At 30.6% G+C, this 20,605-nt stretch carries 18 protein-coding genes and 1 tRNA gene; 13 read left to right on the top strand and 6 right to left on the bottom strand.

Annotated elements, in window-relative coordinates:
• Positions 1–4 precede the first annotated feature (4 nt).
• A complete protein-coding gene (locus BUB65_RS05580) occupies positions 5–646 on the top strand; it encodes an endonuclease III domain-containing protein (protein WP_084728059.1) in 642 nt (213 codons plus the stop codon).
• On the opposite strand, the gene BUB65_RS05575 is transcribed toward BUB65_RS05580, so the two are convergent.
• Positions 633–1,895, bottom strand: coding sequence for an SLC45 family MFS transporter (locus tag BUB65_RS05575; RefSeq protein ID WP_073073092.1), 1,263 nt, complete (start codon positions 1,893–1,895; stop codon positions 633–635). The genes BUB65_RS05580 and BUB65_RS05575 overlap by 14 nt on opposite strands.
• Before the next feature lie 82 nt (positions 1,896–1,977).
• On the opposite strand from BUB65_RS05575, the gene BUB65_RS05570 reads away from it, so the two are divergent.
• Genes BUB65_RS05570 through BUB65_RS05555 form a run of 4 tightly spaced genes read left to right on the top strand, consistent with a single transcriptional unit; the run spans position 1,978 to position 5,222 of the window.
• The gene (locus BUB65_RS05570) at positions 1,978–2,358 is read left to right on the top strand and encodes a methylglyoxal synthase (RefSeq protein ID WP_073073091.1); all 381 of its coding nucleotides are present in this window, start codon (positions 1,978–1,980) and stop codon (positions 2,356–2,358) included.
• Between the two features lie 4 nt (positions 2,359–2,362).
• Entirely contained in the window at positions 2,363–3,163 is an 801-nt protein-coding gene (locus BUB65_RS05565; protein WP_073073090.1) for a Cof-type HAD-IIB family hydrolase, read from the top strand.
• Between the two features lie 39 nt (positions 3,164–3,202).
• A complete protein-coding gene (gene asnS, locus BUB65_RS05560; RefSeq protein WP_073073088.1) occupies positions 3,203–4,498 on the top strand; it encodes an asparagine--tRNA ligase in 1,296 nt (431 codons plus the stop codon).
• A gap of 37 nt (positions 4,499–4,535) precedes the next feature.
• Positions 4,536–5,222 (top strand): Crp/Fnr family transcriptional regulator, encoded by a 687-nt coding sequence (locus tag BUB65_RS05555; RefSeq protein ID WP_073073086.1) that lies wholly within the window; start codon positions 4,536–4,538, stop codon positions 5,220–5,222.
• A 39-nt stretch (positions 5,223–5,261) separates the two neighbouring features.
• Here the strand turns inward: BUB65_RS05555 and hcp are convergent, their stop codons facing one another.
• Positions 5,262–6,563, bottom strand: a complete 1,302-nt coding sequence (gene hcp / locus BUB65_RS05550) for a hydroxylamine reductase (protein ID WP_073073084.1) — start codon at positions 6,561–6,563, stop codon at positions 5,262–5,264.
• A 259-nt stretch (positions 6,564–6,822) separates the two neighbouring features.
• Between hcp and BUB65_RS05545 the strand changes: the two genes are divergently transcribed.
• From BUB65_RS05545 to BUB65_RS05535, 3 genes are all read left to right on the top strand, one after another.
• Positions 6,823–8,061 carry a DUF1015 domain-containing protein gene (locus BUB65_RS05545; RefSeq protein ID WP_073073082.1) on the top strand — a complete coding sequence of 413 codons (1,239 nt, stop codon included), beginning with the start codon at positions 6,823–6,825 and terminating at the stop codon, positions 8,059–8,061.
• 219 nt (positions 8,062–8,280) lie between these two features.
• Positions 8,281–10,371: a heavy metal translocating P-type ATPase gene (locus tag BUB65_RS05540; RefSeq protein ID WP_073073080.1), complete on the top strand. Its 2,091-nt coding sequence runs from the start codon at positions 8,281–8,283 to the stop codon at positions 10,369–10,371.
• Positions 10,372–10,495: 124 nt separating this feature from the next.
• Positions 10,496–13,027, top strand: coding sequence for an efflux RND transporter permease subunit (locus tag BUB65_RS05535; protein WP_073073078.1), 2,532 nt, complete (start codon positions 10,496–10,498; stop codon positions 13,025–13,027).
• A gap of 39 nt (positions 13,028–13,066) precedes the next feature.
• On the opposite strand, the gene BUB65_RS05530 is transcribed toward BUB65_RS05535, so the two are convergent.
• The 3 genes from BUB65_RS05530 to BUB65_RS05520 form a co-directional block, all read right to left on the bottom strand.
• Entirely contained in the window at positions 13,067–13,459 is a 393-nt protein-coding gene (locus BUB65_RS05530; protein ID WP_073073326.1) for an ArsR/SmtB family transcription factor, read from the bottom strand.
• A gap of 86 nt (positions 13,460–13,545) precedes the next feature.
• On the bottom strand, positions 13,546–13,746 hold the full coding sequence (locus BUB65_RS05525; RefSeq protein ID WP_073073076.1) for a hypothetical protein: 201 nt from the start codon (positions 13,744–13,746) through the stop codon (positions 13,546–13,548).
• Between the two features lie 4 nt (positions 13,747–13,750).
• Positions 13,751–14,293: an NUDIX domain-containing protein gene (locus BUB65_RS05520; protein WP_073073073.1), complete on the bottom strand. Its 543-nt coding sequence runs from the start codon at positions 14,291–14,293 to the stop codon at positions 13,751–13,753.
• A gap of 165 nt (positions 14,294–14,458) precedes the next feature.
• On the opposite strand from BUB65_RS05520, the gene BUB65_RS05515 reads away from it, so the two are divergent.
• Positions 14,459–15,730, top strand: a complete 1,272-nt coding sequence (locus BUB65_RS05515; protein ID WP_073073071.1) for an ArsB/NhaD family transporter — start codon at positions 14,459–14,461, stop codon at positions 15,728–15,730.
• 156 nt (positions 15,731–15,886) lie between these two features.
• Here the strand turns inward: BUB65_RS05515 and BUB65_RS05510 are convergent.
• Positions 15,887–15,976: transfer RNA gene (locus BUB65_RS05510), tRNA-Ser, on the bottom strand.
• Positions 15,977–16,132: 156 nt separating this feature from the next.
• Here BUB65_RS05510 and BUB65_RS05505 point away from each other — a divergent pair.
• The 4 genes from BUB65_RS05505 to BUB65_RS05490 all read left to right on the top strand — a co-directional run bounded on the left by BUB65_RS05505 (position 16,133) and on the right by BUB65_RS05490 (position 20,605).
• Positions 16,133–16,405, top strand: a complete 273-nt coding sequence (locus BUB65_RS05505) for a metal-sensing transcriptional repressor (RefSeq protein WP_073073069.1) — start codon at positions 16,133–16,135, stop codon at positions 16,403–16,405.
• A 23-nt stretch (positions 16,406–16,428) separates the two neighbouring features.
• Positions 16,429–18,621: a heavy metal translocating P-type ATPase gene (locus tag BUB65_RS05500; RefSeq protein ID WP_073073067.1), complete on the top strand. Its 2,193-nt coding sequence runs from the start codon at positions 16,429–16,431 to the stop codon at positions 18,619–18,621.
• Positions 18,622–18,652: 31 nt separating this feature from the next.
• On the top strand, positions 18,653–18,889 hold the full coding sequence (locus BUB65_RS05495) for an SHOCT domain-containing protein (protein ID WP_143606698.1): 237 nt from the start codon (positions 18,653–18,655) through the stop codon (positions 18,887–18,889).
• A gap of 468 nt (positions 18,890–19,357) precedes the next feature.
• On the top strand, positions 19,358–20,605 hold the full coding sequence (locus BUB65_RS05490) for a DUF438 domain-containing protein (protein WP_073073062.1): 1,248 nt from the start codon (positions 19,358–19,360) through the stop codon (positions 20,603–20,605).

The raw sequence follows: 20,605 nt of genomic DNA, 5'->3' as shown, positions 1-20,605 counted from the left end.
AAGGATCGAAAATTTATACAATGAACTTATTAAAATATACGGTGATGTGGGAAAATGGTGGCCAGGAACACCTGAGGAAATTTTTGTTACAGCTATTCTCACTCAGAACACTAATTGGAAAAATGTGGAAAAAGCCCTTAAAAATATTTACAAATTAACTAATCCTCATGATATTCTAAAAGACTTACATAAATTATCTAAAGAAGAAATAGCAAAATTAATAAAACCAGCAGGTTTTTTCAATATAAAAGCTGATAGACTCAAAAACCTTCTAAATTTTTTAGCACACTACAATTTTGAAGTTGAGAAATTAAAAAAATATGAAACCTATGATTTGAGAAAAGAACTTTTAAATATTAAAGGAATCGGCAAAGAAACAGCCGATTCCATTTTGTTATATGCCCTTAATAAACCTATTTTAGTTGTTGATACATACACAAAAAGAATCTTAGAAAGAATGTACGGAATCAAAGAAAACGATTACGAAAAAGTTCAAAGCATCTTTCACGAGTCATATCCCAGAAAAACCAAATTATTCCAACAATTACACGGTTTGATTGTAGAGCATGCAAAAGCTGTATGTAGAAAAAAACCTCTATGCAATCAATGCAAATTATCACAAAAATGTTTCTTTAAGTCCTCTTAACATCACCCTTCTTTACATATTGAAGTGTAATTGTTGCAATTATAAATGATACGGTAGAGAAAACTATCAATGAATCATATCCAACTTTATCAATAAAGTATCCTGCAAGTGGAGGAGCTATTATATTTGCACTCATGGAGAAAAAGTAATAAAGTCCCGTATAACCACCAACTTTTTCCTCTACCGTCATATCAACAATAGTTGGAAGGGAATTCACATTGACCATTCCCCAACCAATTCCACCTAATGCAAATAGAAGAAACATAATGTACGTTAATAATCTTGCTTCATTAATTACTAAAACGGATACCATTGTCAGAATTGTTATTGAGATAACAACAAAAAGCCCAATAGTCATAGTCTTTTTTCTACCAATCTTTGCTCCGATAAATCCAGCTGGGATAGAAAAAAGCATAAATGTTAGAGAGAAGAAACCTAAAATTAAAGCACCTGTACTTTCTCCTATTCCAACTCTAAACTTAGCATAACTTGTAAAGAATGTTTCCAAAGCATTATAGCCAATAAACCAAAAAAGAATAGACAATAACATCATAAGAAGACTTTTTTCTTTAGAAACAAATACTTCTTTTAAATTTTTAGACAATTCATTAAAACTTTTATTAAACACATTTCCTATTTTCACTTTTTCACCTATTTTAACTTTATATTTATCATCTTCTTTAATAAAAATTACTACTAAGATAAGCGCTATAACCATGATGAGGGCTCCAAGCCAGAAAGGTAGAGCATAATGTTTGTCGTACAAAGGTTTTCCAACAAAATATGCGAGTAATGCACCTAATCCCCCCATAAAATTAATTATCCCATTAGCTTGACTTCTATATTTCGAAGGAGTAATATCAGGCATCAAAGCAATAACTGGTGATCTAAAAAGAGCCATAAAAAAATTCATGAAAATTATGTTTAACATCATAAACCAAAGTAAATGCATTTCTCTTACAACAGGAATCAAAGCAAAAAATAAACCAGCAAGTGGAGCTCCAATTAATATATAAGGCATTCTTCTTCCAAATTTTGTTCTAGTCTGATCACTTAAAACACCTATCAACGGTAACATAAAAATTGCAAAAATATTATCAATAGTCATTACAAATCCAATACTTGTAGATGATAACGAAAAATCTTTCAAAAATATTGGAACATAAGCATTATATAATGGCCATACAATACTTATTCCAAAAAAGCCAAAACCAAGAAGAAACAATTTTGAGTATTTGGGTTTTTCCACTGTTTATCCCCCTTTCCGCTTTTATACAAAATTGATTTTATCATATGTGATATAATTTTAAAAAAGCAACAGGGGTGAAATCATGTTGAATATTGCATTAATTGCTCATGATAAGAAAAAACTTGATCTTGCAATGTTTGTAAAGGAATGGAAAGATGTTTTTGAAAAATGCAATCTTTATGCTACAAAAACTACTGGAACAATAATTGAGGAAAAAATTGGTCTGAAAGTAAATAAATTAGAATCTGGTCCATATGGTGGAGATCTCCAAATAGGCTCGCTGGTTTCATATGGAAAAATAGACTTTGTAATTTTTCTAAGAGACCCTTTAACGGCTCAACCACATGAACCTGATGTAACAGCATTAATGAGGGTATGCGACGTTCACAATGTACCACTTGCAACCAATTTAGGAACTGCTGAGGCCATAGTAATAGAAATAAAAAAGAATTTAGAAGGGTGATTATATGGTTTTTGTTTTTGATCTCGATGGAACACTACTAAAAAAAGACAATACAATTTCACCAAACATGGTAGCTCTAATTAAAAGACTTGATAAAAACAATCACAGAATTGTTTTTGCTAGTGGGAGAATGTTAATTTCCATCCGAAAAATCGTAGAAAAATATTTTCAAAAAATGTTTCCAATTATAGCTTACAACGGAGCCATGGTTTTCATTCCCAATAAAGGAATAATTTTTGAAAAAACACTAGATTTTCAAACTTCAAAAGAAATTATTGAACTTTTAAGAAATAAAAATATTCACAGACAAGCATATATTAATGATGAACTTTTCTCGGAAGAAGATAATGAGAATATAAAGTTTTACTCGCGTCACGCTGGAGTAGAGTACAAAGTTGTAGAAGATCTTATTGAATTAATTAAACACAAGAATTCAACAAAATTACTGGCTATTGACTCACCAATGAAACTTGACAAACTAAAAGAGGAATTAGAAAATCTTAACTTAAACGCCGAAATATTTAAAAGTATGAATATATTTTTAGATATTGTACCCAAAGATGTTAACAAAGCTATTGCTTTAAAATACCTACTAAAAACTTTAAAAGCTGAACATGAAAAACTAATTGTTTTTGGTGATAATCACAATGATATACCTTTATTTAAATTTGCTGATTTTTCAATAGCGGTAGGAAATGCAGTAACTGAACTTAAAAAAATTGCTGATTTTGTTTCGAAAACCAATGACGAGGACGGAGTATATTATGCATTAACAGAAAAATTCCCTGAATTTTTAAAAGAATAAGACCAAATAAATGTTAAAAACTTCTAGGAGGTGAACTTTGTGTGGGTTTACGTCAAAGACTTAAAAAAGCATATAGGACAAGAAGTTGAACTAAAAGGATGGGTTTGGAGAAGCAGAAGTAGTGGAAAAATCGCATTTATAAACTTAAGAGATGGAACGGGAATTGTCCAAGTGGTAGTAGAAGCTTCTTCAGTTTCAACAGACACCTTTCAAAATGCAAAAAAATTGAGAATGGAATCATCTTTAATAGTAAAGGGAACAGTTAAAGAAGAAGCGAGAGCTCCTGGGGGTGTGGAAATACATGCAAAAGAAGTAATCCCCTTACAAATTCCAAAAGAAGATTTTCCAATAAATAAACCTGACCATAGTATAGAGTATCTAATGGATCATAGACATTTGTGGCTTCGTTCAAGAAGACAAATGCACATTTTGAATATTAGAGATGCTGTTTTGAAAGGAATAAGGAAGTTCTACTGGGAAAATGGATTTATACAAATTGATACACCAATTTTTACGGGAGCTATTGGAGAATCTGCAGGTAATTTATTTGAAATTGATTATTTTGATTATGGCAAAGTTTACCTTGCTCAAACAGGTCAGCTATACCTTGAAGCAGCTTGTATGGCTCTTGGCAAAGTGTATAACTTAGGACCCACATTTAGAGCCGAAAAATCAAAAACCAGAAGACATCTTATTGAGTTCTGGATGAATGAAGCAGAAGTGGCATTTTATGAACACGAAGATAATTTGAAACTGCAAGAAAATTTAGTTAGCTACATTGTAAAATTTGTTCTCGAAAATGCCGCTGAACACTTACATGCATTAAAAAGAGATATTTCAAAACTTGAAAAAATTGAACCACCATTCCCAAGAATTACCTATACAGAAGCCGTAAAATTACTACAAAAGAAAGGGTTTAATATACAATGGGGGGATGACTTCGGCGGAGACGAAGAAACAGAAATTGCTAAACAATTCGAAAAACCAGTCTTTGTTACTCATTATCCCAGAAAAGCCAAAGCCTTTTACATGCAACCTGATCCTGAAAATCCTGACGTTGTACTATGTGATGATTTAATTGCTCCTGAAGGATATGGTGAAATCATAGGAGCATCACAAAGAATTCATGATTACAACTTATTAATTGAAAGATTAAAAGAATTTAACCTTCCAATTGATGCATATGATTGGTATTTAGATCTTAGAAAATTTGGTTCCGTACCTCACAGCGGATTTGGTTTAGGGGTTGAAAGAACAATAGCTTGGATCGCTGGCCTTGAACATATTAGAGAAGCAATACCATTCCCAAGAACATTGTATAGGATACATCCATAAAAGAAGAATAAAACATATGATGATTGTGGAGGGAGATATGTCTACGTTAATCAAATACGTTTCAGTTATCAAAAAGTGTAAACTTTTTGAAGACATTGAAGAAAAAGAAATTTTTGAAATCTTAAAAGATTATCAAATAGAATCGTATGAAAAAGATGAAACCATAAGATTTAGAAATGATCCGTGTACTGAAGTATTGATTTTAATAGAGGGTGAAACCCTTGGGTTATTTATTAATGAGGACGGAAAAGTTATACAAGTTGATCACATGTTTGCTCCTAAAACTTTGGCCACTGCTGTAATATTCTCTTCAAATCCTAAATTTCCAGTTGATGTTGTTACTGTAAAACCAAGCAAAATTTTAAAAATCCCTAAAGAAAAATTTGTAAGAAAAATGATGACTAATGAAAAACTGTTAAGAAATTATCTTCAACTCGTCTCAGACACTTTTGTCTTTATTACAGACAGGTTTTATGAAATTACGTTGAAAAATTTGGTACAAAAGATATGCAGCTACTTATATGAACTTCACAAAGCACAAAATAGTACTACAGTAATTATGAATATGTCCAAAGAAGAACTTGCCAGAGAATTCGGTGTTACAAGACCTGCCCTATCAAGAGTTTTTATTGAACTTGAAAAAGCCGGTGTTATAGAAATCGAGGGCAAATCAATAAAAATTAAAAAATTCAAGTATGTAAAAGATTACGCTTTATTTTTCTAATTAAAATAAATCGGCAGGTTTAACCTGCCGATTTTCATTTTAACCTTTCAAAATTGCTTTTATATCTTCCTCAGGATCACCTATAAGTTTTAGATCAAAATTCTTTTGGAGCGCTTCAAGGATTTCATCATTCACCCAAGCTGGTAATACTGGACCAAGATAAATTCCTTTAAGACCAAGAGCAAGTAAAGTCCACAAAATTGCAACAGCTTTTTGTTCCATCCATGTAAGCACAAGTGAAAGTGGTAACTCATTAATACCAACATTAAATAATTTCGAAAGTGCTTCTGCAATTTCAATTGCAACAATTGTGTCGTTACATTGTCCTACATCTATTAATCTTGGAATACCATCAATGTCTCCCAAATCTAGATCATTAAATCTAAATTTACCACATGCAAGTGTTATCACTACAGTATCTTTAGGAAGTTTTTCAACAAATTCTCTGTAATACGAACCTTTTTTAGTTGGTGTGTCACAACCACCTACGACAAAGAAATGCCTAATTTTTCCTTTTTCAACATATTCCTTAATCTTATCGGCAAGAGAAAGAATCACACTAGTAGAATATCCTGTTACAAGTTTATAACTTCCTGGTTTTTCTTCAAGTTTCGGTAAACTTTTCGCTTTCTCTATAACTTCTGTATAATCATATCCATCTATATGTTTTACGCCAGGTAATTTTGCAATTGATGTGGTAAACATCCTATCTTTGTACGATTCCTTTGGTAGTAGAACACAATTACTTGTACCAAGTATTGCTGCAGGGATTTTTTCAAAAAGATCTCTTTGATCAAACCAAGCTTTTCCGAGATTTCCAACCAAATTTTTGTACTTTCTGAGTCCTGGGTATCCATGTGCTGGAAGCATTTCTGAATGTGTATAAACGTAAACATCTGTACCTTCAACTTGTTTTAACAACTCTTCAAGCGCTTTTAAATTATGTCCAGTGACAATAATTGCATGGCCTTCCTTTGTGCCAGTTTCTACTTCTGTTGGAGTTGGTTCACCATATGTTTCAATATGCGCCTTCTTCAAGAGTTGCATAGCTTTGTAATTCATCATTCCTGCTTCTAGTGCTAGTTTGACAATATCTTCTCCATCGAAATTTACATTAGTTAAAGTTGCATACAAACCTCTTCCAAGATATGCTGCAATCTCCTCATCAAAATAACCAAGCTCACGTGCGTGATAATAGTATGCAGAAATACCTTTAAGTATGTATATTAAATTATCCTGAAGTCTGTCAACTGTCGGACTTTTTCCACATACACCAGTAACAGTACAACCCTCTCCATTCATCGCTTGTGAACATTGATAACAAAACATGTTGAACGCCATCATTTCACCTCCTCTAATTATATTTTACACCTTTTATTATAGTGATTTTTTTCTCAATCATCCGTAATCTAGATTACGGTAATTAAAAACTTTCCCAATCTATAATTATAATATTTTATATTCGATTAACCAAGCATTTTTGAGATTTAATTTCATAAAAATTTATTATTATCTTCTGTTAAAACTATTCACTGTTGATAGTACAATTGTAATATGCTAAAATGAGGATGGTAAATTTATAAAGAAAAGGAGGGAAAATGTGATAGTAAGACCTTTCAAAGGTTTAAGACCACGAAAAGATATGATTGAAAAAGTTGCCGCCAAACCATATGACGTAGTTACAACAGAAGAAGCTAAAAGAGAAGCAGAAAAAAACCCATATACATTTTATAAAGTAACCAGACCGGAAATTAATTTTAACGAGGATGTTGATTCACATTCTAACGAGGTAATTTTAAAAGGAAAAGAAGTTTTAGAACAATTTCAAAAAGATGGGATAATGATTTTAGAGGATAAACCAGCGATATATGTATACAAGGAAGAATGGAATGGACTTTCTCAAATAGGTATATATGCTACCTTCTCTACAGAAGAATACAGGGAAGGAAAAATTAAAAAACATGAACTCACAAGAAAAGACAAAGAAGATGAAAGGGCGAAACACGTCAAATTATTGAAAGCACACACGGGGCCTGTATTTTTGATGTATCGTTCAGTCCCCGAACTCGACGAATTAATAATTAAACACACCTCAAAAATTCCCGAGTATGATTATACTGATGAGATAGGAATCCACCATACACTTTGGATCATAAAAGATGAAAACGAAATAAATGAAATAGTTGAAGCCTTTAAGACGGTAGATGCATTTTATATTGCAGATGGACATCATAGAGCTGCTGCTGCCGCAAGAGCTGCTGAAGAATTTGCAAAAGAAAACCCAAACCACACTGGAGAAGAAGAGTATAACTTTTTCCTCGCTGTGTTATTCCCACATAATCAATTAAACATTTTAGATTACAACAGAGTTATAAGAGATCTCAATGGCTTAACTGAAAAAGAATTTTTTGAAAAAATATCACAGAAATTTGAAATAAAAGAAATTGGAAATACACCTTACAAACCACAAGAAAAACATGAATTTGGAATGTATTTAAATAAGAAGTGGTACAAATTAATTGCCAAAGAAGGAACCTATGATAAAAATGATGTAGTTTCCTCTCTGGATGTGTCAATTCTTCAAGAGAACCTTTTGAGACCGATACTTGGTATTGAAAATCCAAGAACTGACAAAAGAATTGATTTTGTTGGAGGAATTAAAGGAATTGAAGAACTTCAAAAGTTAGTTGACAACGGGGAATTTAAAGTTGCTTTCGCCCTTTACCCAACTTCAATTAACGATTTGATGCAGGTGGCAGATGAAGGAAAAATAATGCCACCAAAATCTACTTGGTTCGAACCAAAACTAAAGAGTGGGATTTTAGTTCATCTTATTTAATTTCATTTTTAACAAACAAAAATCACGTTAGTATCGATTTAAATAATATAAGCTGGAGTTTCTCCAGCTTATATTATTAAATGAAAATATGAAAGTTTATTCAAATATTCAATAATTAGTAATGTTGCAGTAACCAAAAAATGTTGACTTTATATAAAGTTTTTGTTATTATATATATGAACACTTATTCAAATGTTCAAATCAAGGAGGAAGTATAAGATGGATAAAAAAGAATTTTTACTTGAAGGACTAGACTGTGCTAATTGTGCAGTAAAAATAGAAGAACATGTAAAAAAACTTGATGGAGTGGAAGAAGTTACTGTTAATTTTATTACTAAAACTCTTACAGTAAATGTAAGTGATGAAGATAAAGTACAAGAGATTAAAAATTTAGTAAAAAAAGTAGAACCAGAAGTCGAGGTAGTTGAAAAGAAAGCCAAATCCAATCATGAACATGATCATGGACATAGTCATGATGAAAAATTTAATAAAAAACTTGAAATTATAAGATTATTTTCTGCGCTTGCAATATTTGTAATAGCCCTTCTTTTAAAAGATCCACTCTACTTAAAGGTAACATTATACATTGCTGCATATTTGATATCAGGTGGTAAAATTTTAATACGATCATTTAAAAATATTTTAAGGGGAAAGATTTTCGATGAAAATTTCCTGATGAGCGTTGCTACTCTTGGAGCCTTTGCAATTAGAGAATATCCTGAAGCCGTTGGAGTAATGGTCTTTTTTGAAATCGGTGAACTGCTACAGAATCTTGCAGTGGATAATTCAAAAAGATCAATTAAAGCTCTTTTAGATATAAGACCAGATTATGCAAATTTATTAAAAGATGGTAAAGAAATTAGAGTATCTCCCCAAGTTGTAAAGAAAGGCGATCTAATAGTAGTTAAACCCGGAGAAAGAATACCACTTGACGGTGTAATTGTGAAAGGAAGTTCAATGGTAGATACTTCTGCATTAACTGGCGAATCTGTCCCTAAAAGCATAAAGGAAAATGATAAAGTTCTGAGTGGTTTCATAAATTTAAATGGTTTAATTACAGTAAAAGTAGAAAAAGAATACTCAGAATCAACAATTTCAAAAATTCTTGATATGGTAGAAAATGCTGCAGCAAAAAAAGCAAAAACTGAAAAACTTATAACTAAATTTGCTAAATACTATACTCCTATAGTTGTATTTTTAGCAATGGCCTTAGCAACTCTTCCGCCCTTACTAACAGGTGCTCCGTTTAACGAATGGATATACAGGGCTTTAATATTCCTTGTAATTTCCTGTCCATGTGGCCTTGTTGTATCAATACCTCTGGGCTATTTTGCAGGAGTAGGTGCACTATCTAAACATGGTGTGCTTGTAAAAGGTGGAAATTACATAGAAGTATTAAAAAATCTTAACACAATTATTTTCGACAAAACAGGTACTTTAACAGAGGGCGTTTTTGAAGTAGTGGAAATAAAAACATATAACGGAATAAGCGAAAATGAACTTTTGGAAATTGCAGCATATGCTGAAGAACACTCCAACCACCCCATTGCAGAATCGATAAAGAAAAAATATGGTAAAACTTTTGACAAAAGTCTTATTGAACATTATGAAGAAATATCAGGTCACGGAATAAAAGCAAAAATAAAAGGAAAAGAAATTCTTGTGGGAAATAAAAAACTAATGGAAAAATTCAACGTTAAAATACCAGAAATTAAATTCAATGGAACGATTGTTTTTGTTTCAATAAACGGAATTTTTGCTGGGTATATAGGAATCTCGGACAAAATTAAACCAGGAGTAAAAGAAGTCATTAAAAAGCTAAAAAAATTAGGAGTTAAAAAAACTGTGATGCTCACGGGAGACAATAAAAAAGTTGCCGAAGAAGTTGCTAAGGAAATTGGAATCGACGAATATTTTGCAGAACTTCTTCCTGGAGATAAAATAAAGTTTTTTGAAAAATACAAAAATGGGGTTTCGACAGCGTTTGTTGGAGACGGAATCAACGATGCCCCAGTATTAACAAGAGCTGATGTAGGAATTGCAATGGGCGGACTTGGGTCAGACGCAGCAATTGAGGCAGCTGACGTGGTAATTATGGATGACGATCTTTCAAAATTAATTGACTCAATTAAAATTTCGAGAAAAACATTAAAGATTACCTGGGAAAACATTTCAATAGTCTTAGGAATAAAAGTATTGTTTTTAGTTCTTGGTGCTCTCGGCTTAACAGATATGTGGGGTGCTGTTTTTGCAGATGTAGGTGTAACACTTATAGCAATTTTTAATTCACTAAGAATTTTTAAGAGATAAAATCCAATAACGCAGTTATTCTAAAAACTAAAACAATAGTTATAACTTTGTATGCTCCCCCTACAACTCACTAAAAATTAGGCCGATTACTCTCGGCCTAATTTTTAAAAAAGAGGGTGGAATCGTGGAGAAGCTTGGAATTTTTATTATAAAAAACATAAAAACCATATCAGTTATTCTCATTATAATCACTTTAGGCTCTTTATATTTATCAACCAAGATTGTAATTAGACCAAGTTTTTTGGATTTATTACCTGAAAACGATCCCTATGTAGAAATATATAAAAAAGCAACAGAAAATTTTAAAAGTGTTGATAGTATTATTATAGGTATTGAAGGAAAAAAAGAAAACGTTATTAATTATATAAATAGCATTTCAAAAAAGCTGAAAAAAATGCAGCACATTGATTCTGTTTATTATAAACAACCGATAGAATTTCTAGAAAAGAACATTTTTTTACTATCAGAAGATAGCGAACAAGCTTTTTTGAAAAAGTTATATACATCAACAAACCTAGTTGAATTTTTTAAAGCTTTAAACACGTTATTTGAAGTATCGGGGAATAGTTATAAAATATCACCGCAGGAAAAATATCAACTCGATTATATGTTAGACTCATTTGAAAGATTATTAACAGAAATAAACAGAAATGGCAACGTTGAAAGTTCTTTAAAATCAATGCTTTTTGGAGAAGAATACTTTTTATCAAAAAATGGAAATTTTGGAATAATAATAATCAGACCAACTATTAGTTCCAATGAATTTGAAAAAGTAGTCAACTTAGTCAATTCATTAGAAAATACTGTAAAAGAAGAAGCTAAAAAATATAATGTGAAGGCAGGATTAACGGGTACATTGGTCATAACAAGAGATGAAATCATAACAACAAAAAGAGATATGACTGTAACTACCATCATTTCTTTAATTCTAATTATATTAATCTTTATGTTAGGTTTTAGAAGTTTGAGATATATGATTTTAGCAGTGTTTCCTTTGATACTGGGAATTATTTGGACAATAGGATTTACACAATTAAGCATTGGTTCACTAAACGTAATGACTGTTATGATGGCAGCTATACTAGCTGGATTAGGAATAGATTACTCTATTCACATGTTCTCTTTGTTTATAGAACTAAGACATAAGGGATTCGATACTAGAGATTCTATTACTGGAGTTTTTGAAAAAAACATTAGAGGTATTTTTGTAGGTGCAATCACTACAGCAATCGGGATGGGAATATTTGCTATTAGTTCATTCCCTGGCTTTAAAGAGTTTGGAGTTGTCTTATCATCTGGAATTATTTTTACATTATTAGCTTCTATTTTCGGACTAACAATCCTACTATATAAATTTGGAAATAAATATAAAGATCCGGGAAAAGTTTTTAATATCGATTTTGATGTTTTAAAATATAAAAAAATAATACTCACAATAACAGCTATTTTATTTATAATTGCAATTGTAAAAATACCTTCAGTTGAATTTGAAAAAAACATGATGAACATTGAAGCAAAAGGACTAGAAAGTCTGGAATTAAATCAAAAAATATTAAACGAATTCAACTTTTCACCAGACAATACAATATTTATAAGCAACAACATTCTTGAAGCAAAAGAGTTATATAACAAATTAAAGGATTTGAAAGTATTCTCTCGCATTGATAGTATCATACCATTTCTTCCTGATATAAATTTACAAATAAAAAGAATGAAAGTTGCACGTGAAATAAAAAATTACACTATAATTGAAAATGATTTTGATCTAAAACAGTTGAAAAACGAAGTAACAAAATTAAATTTTAATCTCATAAAAGCATCAATGCTTTTAAATCTATTGGGATATAAAGATTTAGGAGATAAATTGAAAAATATTACAACTTCAGGAATACTCCAAGCTATACTTAAAAAAGACAAAGAGTTTTTAAAATCCGTTCAAAGCAAAATAATCAAAAAGATAGTCGTTTTGAAAAGAGTTTTAAATGATAAGGAGCTCATTACATTAGAAAAATTGCCAGAAGATATTAAAACAAATTACTTAAGTAACAAAGGAATGATTTTAACAACAGCATACTCAAATGGAGATATCTGGAATTCTGACTATCAAAAAGAATATTTTAAAGAATTGAAAAGCTTAAACTCTAAAAATGTTAGTGGAACAGCTTTGATATTTTTAAAAGTTGTCCAAATATCGATAGAAGAAGGGAAAAAAATATTATTTTTGACACTATTATTCATACTTATTGTATTAATTCTCGATATGCGAAATGTAAAATACGCGGTCTTAGCTATGTTACCAATGGTATTATCATTGATATTTTTGTTGGGTATAATGGGATGGTTCGGAATTAAATTCAACGTAGTTAATATAATAGCATTACCCTTGATAATCGGAATAGGTGTTGACGATGGAATACATCTTATTCATAGATATAGAAAAGAAAGAAATATGAAAAATGCTCTTACTAGCACAGGTAAAGCTATTACTATGACAACATTAACCACAGCTGTGGCTTTTGGTTCTTTTGTTCTTTCAAAATATAGGGGATTTATAGGTTTTGGAATTCTTCTATTGTTAGGAGTAATTTTTAGTTATTTAATTACGATATTTGTGATTACTTCTATACTTAGTTTTGAAAAAACAAGGACAAAATAAAACAATTGCGCCCTATAAAATTCTTGAAATGAAAAATTACTATTCGGTAATATGTGTGTAACCAACATCGAGTAATTCTCTTACGTGCTCGTCGTTTAAAGAGTAATAAACTACTTTTCCTTCTTTTTTGTATTTCACAAGCTCAGTTTGCCTTAAAACTCTTAACTGGTGAGAAATAGCGGAAGGTGTCTTTCCAAGAACAAATGATAAATCACATACACACATTTTCTCTACCTGCAATAAAGTATACAAAATTTTTATCCTTGTTCTATCTCCAATAACTTTAAACAAATCAGCTAATTTATTTAAGATTTCCTCATCTGGAATTTTATCTTTAACGCTTTTTATTATTTCATCGTGAATTTCTATTGTCTGACACACTTCAATATTTTTTTTGTTATTTTTTTTACTGGTGTCTTTCGTTTTTTTCATTTTTCCACCATCTTTCATATTTTAATATTACTCATATGTTATACCATATATACCATTGCACGTCAATTTTCTTACTTCTTACTCACCTAGGCGAAAATTGCTAATAATCCAGAAATCCCAAACAGTAATACACTTGTTATTAAAAATCTTATTGCAATTTTTGTGCTCTTTTTTTCCTTAATTTCCAATTGCCTCCTCATTGCACGCATTCCAATTTCAAAAAATATTAAAGCACCTGAAAGAAAAACAACTGCAGAAATAAAAAATATGTTTGAAACTATTTTCATTTTATCACTCCTTCTTCTCACTCAGCAAAAAATAAGCTTTAAATATTCCAGCAATAGTTTTTGCATCTGTAATTTTACCATTGATACACTCATTTATTGCAACGTTTAAATCTTTATATTCAAGCTCTATAATCTCATCTTCATCCGTATTCATTTCACCCTTCTGAAGGTTTCTAGCAAGATAGATATGAATTATTTCATTTGAAAAACCAGGAGTTGTATAAATGTAACCCAAATAAATAAATTCTTCTGCCAAAAAACCTGTCTCTTCCTTTAATTCTCTCTTAGCACATTCCAATGGATCTTCATTAGGCGAATCAAATTTCCCCGCGGGAATCTCAAGTAAAACACGTTTGACAGGATACCTGTATTGTTTTACAAAAACCACTTTATTATCTTCGGTAATGGGAACAACCGCCACTGCTCCTGGATGTAAAACGTACTCTCTTACACTTTTCCTGCCATTAGATAATAAAACTTCATCTTTCTTTACATGTAATAGAATCCCTTTGAATATTTCCTTTGACTTTAAAGTATGTTCTTTCATTATAAATACCTCCAAATTTTGATTTCGAAAATCGTAAACATAATCATTTACATTTTTAACTTCTTGCACATAAATATTAAAATTATTAATGATATAATTTTAAATAAATTCTCTTCATTTATTCACTCATAAAAATTATACTATAAATTTAAATGAGGTGGAACAATGAGCTTACATTCTATTCTTGTTTTACTTCTTGTAATAATAACGTATCTGTATATCATATTTGGTAAAAAAAACAAAGCAGCAGTGGTATTTGGTATTGCGCTTCTTATTTCTGCACTTAGATTAGTTGAAGGTTTGGAAACAAGAAACGTTGGTTACATAATCGACGTTGATACTTTAGGTTTATTAACTGGAATGATGATAATCGTAAGTTTCCTAAACAAATCTGGTTTTTTTGAATTTTTTTCGATTAAAATCATCAAAATTGGTGGAAAAAACTTTTATTTAACAATATCATTATTAATGGTTATAGTGGCATTAACTTCTGCATTTTTAGATAATGTCGTAACTATTTTGGTCATGGCACCTATGATCTTCCTAATTGCTGACATGCTTGAGATCAATCCAATTCCTTTAATGATGCTAACAATAATTGTAGACAACATAGGAGGTTCAGCTACTTTAATTGGAAGTCCTCTGAATCTTGTTATTGGATCAATTAGTGGTTTTTCATTCAATGATTTTTTAATCAAAATGGGTCCAGTTGCTATTTTTGCCTTCATAGCAATTATTCTCTATTTTAAAAGACATATAAAAATTGATGAAAAATCGATATCAAAAATAGAAAAACTCTTTGAACTAGATGAAAAAAATGCTATTAATGATCCAAAAATGATGATATATTCACTAATTGTTTTCTTAATCGTCGTTGTATTGTTTATCTTACATTCTGTATTACACATAGAACTTGCTGTTATTGCACTATTAGGCGGAACATTTTTGGTTTTTAAATTTTCAAATGGTTATGAAGATGTTGCTAAAGATATAGATTGGGATATGCTTTTTTTCTTTGCAGGACTTTACATAATTTCATACGCATTAGATGAAATAGGCTTCACAGAAAAAATTGCAAATTTGTTTACACCAATTCTAGGTCATCAACTAATTCTTATGTTAATTTTTTACTTAATTTCAATTTTGACAATTCCAATTTTAAACAATGTTCCTGCAGCACTAATTTTGGCACCAGTAATAAAAATATTAGTTACTAGTGGTTCAAACCCTATGCTTTGGTGGACGTTTGCTATAGGAGCCAATTTTGCAACCAACCTTACACCACTTGGCGCTGTACAAAACCTAGTAACTGTAAGCTTTTTAGAAAAAAATCTTGAAAGAAGATTTGGTTTTCTTGAATATATGAAATGGACCACACCTTCAGTTCTTATTTCACTAACAGTTGGGATTATTTATACACTTGTTTTACTTGCATAAAATAAGATTTTTATTCTGAAAAACTATATCATATTAGTCTCATCAAATTGAAATTAACTTTTGAATGACATATTAATAATCTTAATCATAATTAATTCAACAGTATGTTTTTGCTTCAAAAATAAAAAAGCGGGGATATCAACCCGCTTTTTGTTTTGGCGGAGGCGGTGGGACTCGAACCCACAAGGGCATTGCTGCCCACCGGTTTTCGAGACCGGCCCCTTAGCCAATTCGGTGCACGCCTCCTCAGTTGTTATATTATCACAATTATATAAAAAATTCAATTCATTTTTTTTAGTATATTTGACAAACAAGATAAATAAAGGTATAATTTTTTCGAACCCCCTATAGGGGGGATATAATCTGTTTTTTGAAATATCAAAAATTTAAAGGAGTGGAAAAATGAATAAAAAAGATAGTCTAAAACTTTTAAAGACAGCAAAAGGACAGGTTGAAGCAGTAATAAAGATGGTAGAAGACGACAGATATTGTATTGATATATCAAAACAAATTTTAGCATCTATTTCTTTACTAAAAAAAGCTAATGTCCAGATATTAAATTCTCATCTTGAACATTGTGTAAAAAACGCAGCATATTCAAAAGATCCCAAAGAAATTGATGAGAAAATAAAAGAACTCGAACAAGTTATTGAGTACCTAAACAAAATTATTTGATTTTTTATACGGAGGAAATAAATATGGAAGAAAAAAAGAAAACATTTACCGTGACAGGAATGACTTGTGCTACATGTGCTAAAACAATTGAAAAAGCCTTATTAAAATCTAAAAATATAAAGTTTGCTGCTGTAAATCTTGCAACCAACACAGGTTTTGTAATTGGGGAAGATATAGACCTTGAAAAAATTAAAGAAATAGTTGAAAGCGTTGGTTATGGTATTTCAAACGAACCTCCTGAACAAATCGAAGAAAAACGATTTAAAAGAATTAAAAAGAATTTTATAATATCTTTAATCTTTACAATCCCAATAACCATTTTAATGATAATAAACATGTTTTTCACAAAAATTCCTTATTTTACTTTTATTGAAGTTGTAGTTGGAGGAATTGTTACTTTTTATGCTGGAAGAGATACAATCAAAGGAGCCTGGATTGCACTAACTCATAAACATACAAATATGGATACACTTATCTTTTTTGGTGCTACCACCGCTTGGACAACTTCTGTCCTTTCGTTTTTCGGTGTAAAAATCGCTTCTTTTGGAGCCATAGGAACAATGATAATTTCATTTCATTTACTTGGAAGATTTATAGAATCATACTTAAGAGACAAGGCTTCAAAAGAAATTAAAAATCTCCTAAAGTTGCAGGCAAAAGAAGCTAGAATAATTTCCAATGGTCAGGAATTATTTCTACCGATAGAAGCAGTAAAAGAAGGAATGGTTGTACTTGTTAAACCTGGAGAAAGAATACCAATTGATGGTGAAATAATTGAGGGTATTTCAGGAATTGATGAAGCAGTTGTTAGTGGAGAATCAATGCCTGTAGAAAAAACTATAGGAGATGAAGTTATAGGTGGTTCATTAAATTTAACTGGAAAAATTAAAATCAAAACAACAAAAGTCGGTAAGGAAACTTTTTTAGCAAAAATGATAGATTTAATTCAAGAAGCACAAGGATCTAAAGTCCCTATTCAAGCATTAGCTGATAAAATAACAAATTGGTTTGTACCTGCAATTATTACTCTCGCAATTATCAGTGGAGTTACTTGGTATTTAGGATTTGATAAATTCTATCCATTTATAGAAAACGCTCGAAGATATTTACCGTGGATATTAAACACTAATGATCCTCTTTCATTTGGGATTTTTGTATTTGTAGCAACAATAGTAATAGCTTGTCCATGTGCATTGGGATTAGCTACCCCTATGGCCCTAATCACTGGAACTGGTCTGTCTGCGAAAAAGGGATTATTAATCAGAAACGCGGAAGCAATTCAAACAATGAAAGATCTAAAAACAATAATAATGGATAAAACAGGCACAATAACTGAAGGACATCCAAAAGTAGTTGAACATAATTTAGACAGTTCCCTCATTAAAATTGTCGCTTCAATAGAGAAATATTCAAATCATCCTTTAGCAAAAGCTATCTCAGAGCTGTCAAATGAATATTTTGAATTTGAAAACATTGAAGAAAAAAGTGGAGAAGGAATCAAAACAGTTTTGGAAAAAGACGAATACTTTATAGGAAAACCTCTGGATTATTCAAAATATACAAAACTTCTCGATCTGGGTTATACTGTAGTAGAAGTCAGAAAAAATGGTGTACCAATTGGATATTTGGGAATAGTTGATCCAATAAGGCCAGATTCGTTTAATGCTATTAGTCTATTAAAACGCATGGAAATTAATCCAATAATGGTAACAGGAGATAATGAAAAAACAGCCAGCATAGTAGCTAAACAAGTAGGTATTGAAACAGTTTATGCACAGGTAAAACCTCATGAAAAACTGGACATTATCAGAGAATACCAAGTTTCAGGAAATAAGGTTTTAATGGTCGGAGATGGAATGAATGATGCAGCAGCACTTAAAGGGGCAGATGTAGGAATAGCAATAGGCTCTGGAACTGATCTTGCAATTGACAATGCTGATATCATAATAACTCAAGAAGGAATTTCAAAAATTGTAGATGCAATAAAAATTTCAAGATTAACGTTCAGCGTCATTAAACAAAATTTGTTTTGGGCATTCTTTTACAACGTGGTAGCAATTCCTTTAGCAATGTTAGGATTATTGCACCCTGCAATTGCCGAAGCAGCTATGGCGTTTAGTTCAATAACAGTTATCTTAAATTCTTCAAAAATAAACTTGAAAAGATATGAAAAATCATTCATATCAACAAAGAAAAAACTAACTTGTTGCCAGTAAGTTCAAAAACTTTTAGTTAGGAGGTGAGATGATGTGTTGGTTTTGGGGACCTTACGGTTGGTTTGGAGGATGGATTGGTAGTTTAATAGGATTGATTATTTTTGGAATAATTCTATATCTTGGATACAAACTTTTTAAATCTTTAACCATTTCAAATTCTAATCAGAATAATTCTGCATTAAAAATATTAAATGAAAAACTCGTAAAAGGAGAAATTTCTGAAGAAGAATACCTAAGAAAAAAAGCAATTATTTCCAAAAACAAATGATATTTTGGAACTTAAAAATATCTAGACTTTGTAAAAAACAATAAATATGCTGATAACAACTTTAAAAAATTTTTTGCTAATCCCTTGGTAGAACTCAAAAAACTTATAAAAGAAAAACAAAAAAAGATGCATCCTAAAAATATCTGATATTTTTTCAACCACTACATTACAAAAAAATACTTTTGAAAAACTTAGAGAAAATTTATTTAAAATTAAACTAAAAAAAAAGAGTTACTATCGAAACAGAATATGAAACTAGTGAAATTAAAAATTTTTCAAATTGATTATACTGCTATTGGCATAATCAAACAATGAACCTGAAATCCTTTAAAAAGATAAAAAGGCTCGTTCATGAGCCTTTTTTTAATTAAAAAATGTTTAATTTTGTAATATAGGTTACAGGATAATTTTGCTAACTTGTGTATAATATACTTAGGGACCACTAATTATATTCACGGAGGTGTTAACATGAGTGAAGTATTTAATAAAAAAGAATATTTAAAAAACCTTATTAAAAGAACAAAAACAGAAGATAATGAAAAATTGAAAGAAGAAATAAAAAAAATGCTCTCAGAAGTTTCTCCCATTGAAATTGCGTTAATAGAACAGGAACTTATTCAAGAAGAAGGATTGACCGTTGAACAAGTTAGAAATGTTTGTAATATACACATTGATGTTTTAAAAGATAAAACCAGAGGACCAGACTTGAATGTACCTGAATGGCATCCTATACATATTCTTGTGAAAGAACACGACCACTTTCAAAATACTGTTGTATCATTTAAATCTCTCGTAGATAAAATAATAGAAAAAAACAGTTTTTCTGAGGCTTTACCATTAATTATTAAAATCCAAGAATTTATAGATACCTTCGAAAAATTAGAACATTATTTTCAGAAAGAAGAAAACGTTCTCTTCCCAATTCTTGAAAAACATGGTATAGAAAAACCACCTATGGTCATGTGGAAAGAACACGACATTTTTAGAGAACTTAGAAAAAAACTGAAATTATTAAAAGAGAATAGGAACAACGATTTTGACTCATTTAAAGACCAACTTTGGCAAATAAGCACAGGTATGCTTGATTTAATTTTAAATCATATTCACAAGGAACACTTTGTGCTTTTCCCAGCAGCTTTACAAACTATAACAGAAGAAGAATGGAAGATAATCAGAGAAGAGTTTGATAAAATTGGATATTGCTGTTACGTTCCACAACCTATGCCAGATGAAATAGCTAAAGATAAAAATGAAGTTACTTTAGAACAAATTGCTTCTTTAATAAACAAATATGCAGAAAAATCTAAAACTAACGAAATTGAATTCCCTAGTGGTATACTTACAAAAAAGCAACTCACTTTTATTCTAAATACTTTACCTGTTGATATAACCTTTGTTGACAAAAATGATGAAGTAAAATATTTCAATGAAACCAAAGACAGAATTTTTGTTCGTAGTCGAACAATTATAGGACGTAAGGTTCAAAACTGTCATCCAGAAAAAAGTATAGAAATTGTAAATCGTATTTTAGATGACTTTAAAAACGGAAAAAGAGATCGAGCAGATTTCTGGTTAAAACTTGGTGATAAATACGTTTTAATCCAATACTTCGCTGTTAGAGATGAGAAGGGAGATTATTTAGGAACACTTGAAGTAACTATGGATATTGCTCCTATTCAGAAGATTACCGGAGAAAAAAGAATTTATGACGACTAA

The sequence above is a fragment of the Thermosipho atlanticus DSM 15807 genome (assembly GCF_900129985.1).
GTDB lineage: Bacteria > Thermotogota > Thermotogae > Thermotogales > Fervidobacteriaceae > Thermosipho_A > Thermosipho_A atlanticus.
This window is presented reverse-complemented; position numbering and strand designations above follow the sequence as displayed.

Excerpts from the sequence above, each read along its gene's own strand:
- BUB65_RS05490 (WP_073073062.1), top strand. The coding sequence starts at position 19,358 with ATGAGTGAAGTATTTAATAAAAAAGAATATTTAAAAAACCTTATTAAA.
- BUB65_RS05515 (WP_073073071.1), top strand. The coding sequence starts at position 14,459 with ATGAGCTTACATTCTATTCTTGTTTTACTTCTTGTAATAATAACGTAT.
- BUB65_RS05555 (WP_073073086.1), top strand. The coding sequence starts at position 4,536 with ATGTCTACGTTAATCAAATACGTTTCAGTTATCAAAAAGTGTAAACTT.
- BUB65_RS05520 (WP_073073073.1), bottom strand. The coding sequence starts at position 14,293 with ATGAAAGAACATACTTTAAAGTCAAAGGAAATATTCAAAGGGATTCTA.
- BUB65_RS05500 (WP_073073067.1), top strand. The coding sequence starts at position 16,429 with ATGGAAGAAAAAAAGAAAACATTTACCGTGACAGGAATGACTTGTGCT.
- hcp (WP_073073084.1), bottom strand. The coding sequence starts at position 6,563 with ATGGCGTTCAACATGTTTTGTTATCAATGTTCACAAGCGATGAATGGA.
- BUB65_RS05525 (WP_073073076.1), bottom strand. The coding sequence starts at position 13,746 with ATGAAAATAGTTTCAAACATATTTTTTATTTCTGCAGTTGTTTTTCTT.
- BUB65_RS05505 (WP_073073069.1), top strand. The coding sequence starts at position 16,133 with ATGAATAAAAAAGATAGTCTAAAACTTTTAAAGACAGCAAAAGGACAG.
- BUB65_RS05570 (WP_073073091.1), top strand. The coding sequence starts at position 1,978 with ATGTTGAATATTGCATTAATTGCTCATGATAAGAAAAAACTTGATCTT.
- BUB65_RS05540 (WP_073073080.1), top strand. The coding sequence starts at position 8,281 with ATGGATAAAAAAGAATTTTTACTTGAAGGACTAGACTGTGCTAATTGT.
- BUB65_RS05565 (WP_073073090.1), top strand. The coding sequence starts at position 2,363 with ATGGTTTTTGTTTTTGATCTCGATGGAACACTACTAAAAAAAGACAAT.
- BUB65_RS05530 (WP_073073326.1), bottom strand. The coding sequence starts at position 13,459 with ATGAAAAAAACGAAAGACACCAGTAAAAAAAATAACAAAAAAAATATT.
- BUB65_RS05495 (WP_143606698.1), top strand. The coding sequence starts at position 18,653 with ATGTGTTGGTTTTGGGGACCTTACGGTTGGTTTGGAGGATGGATTGGT.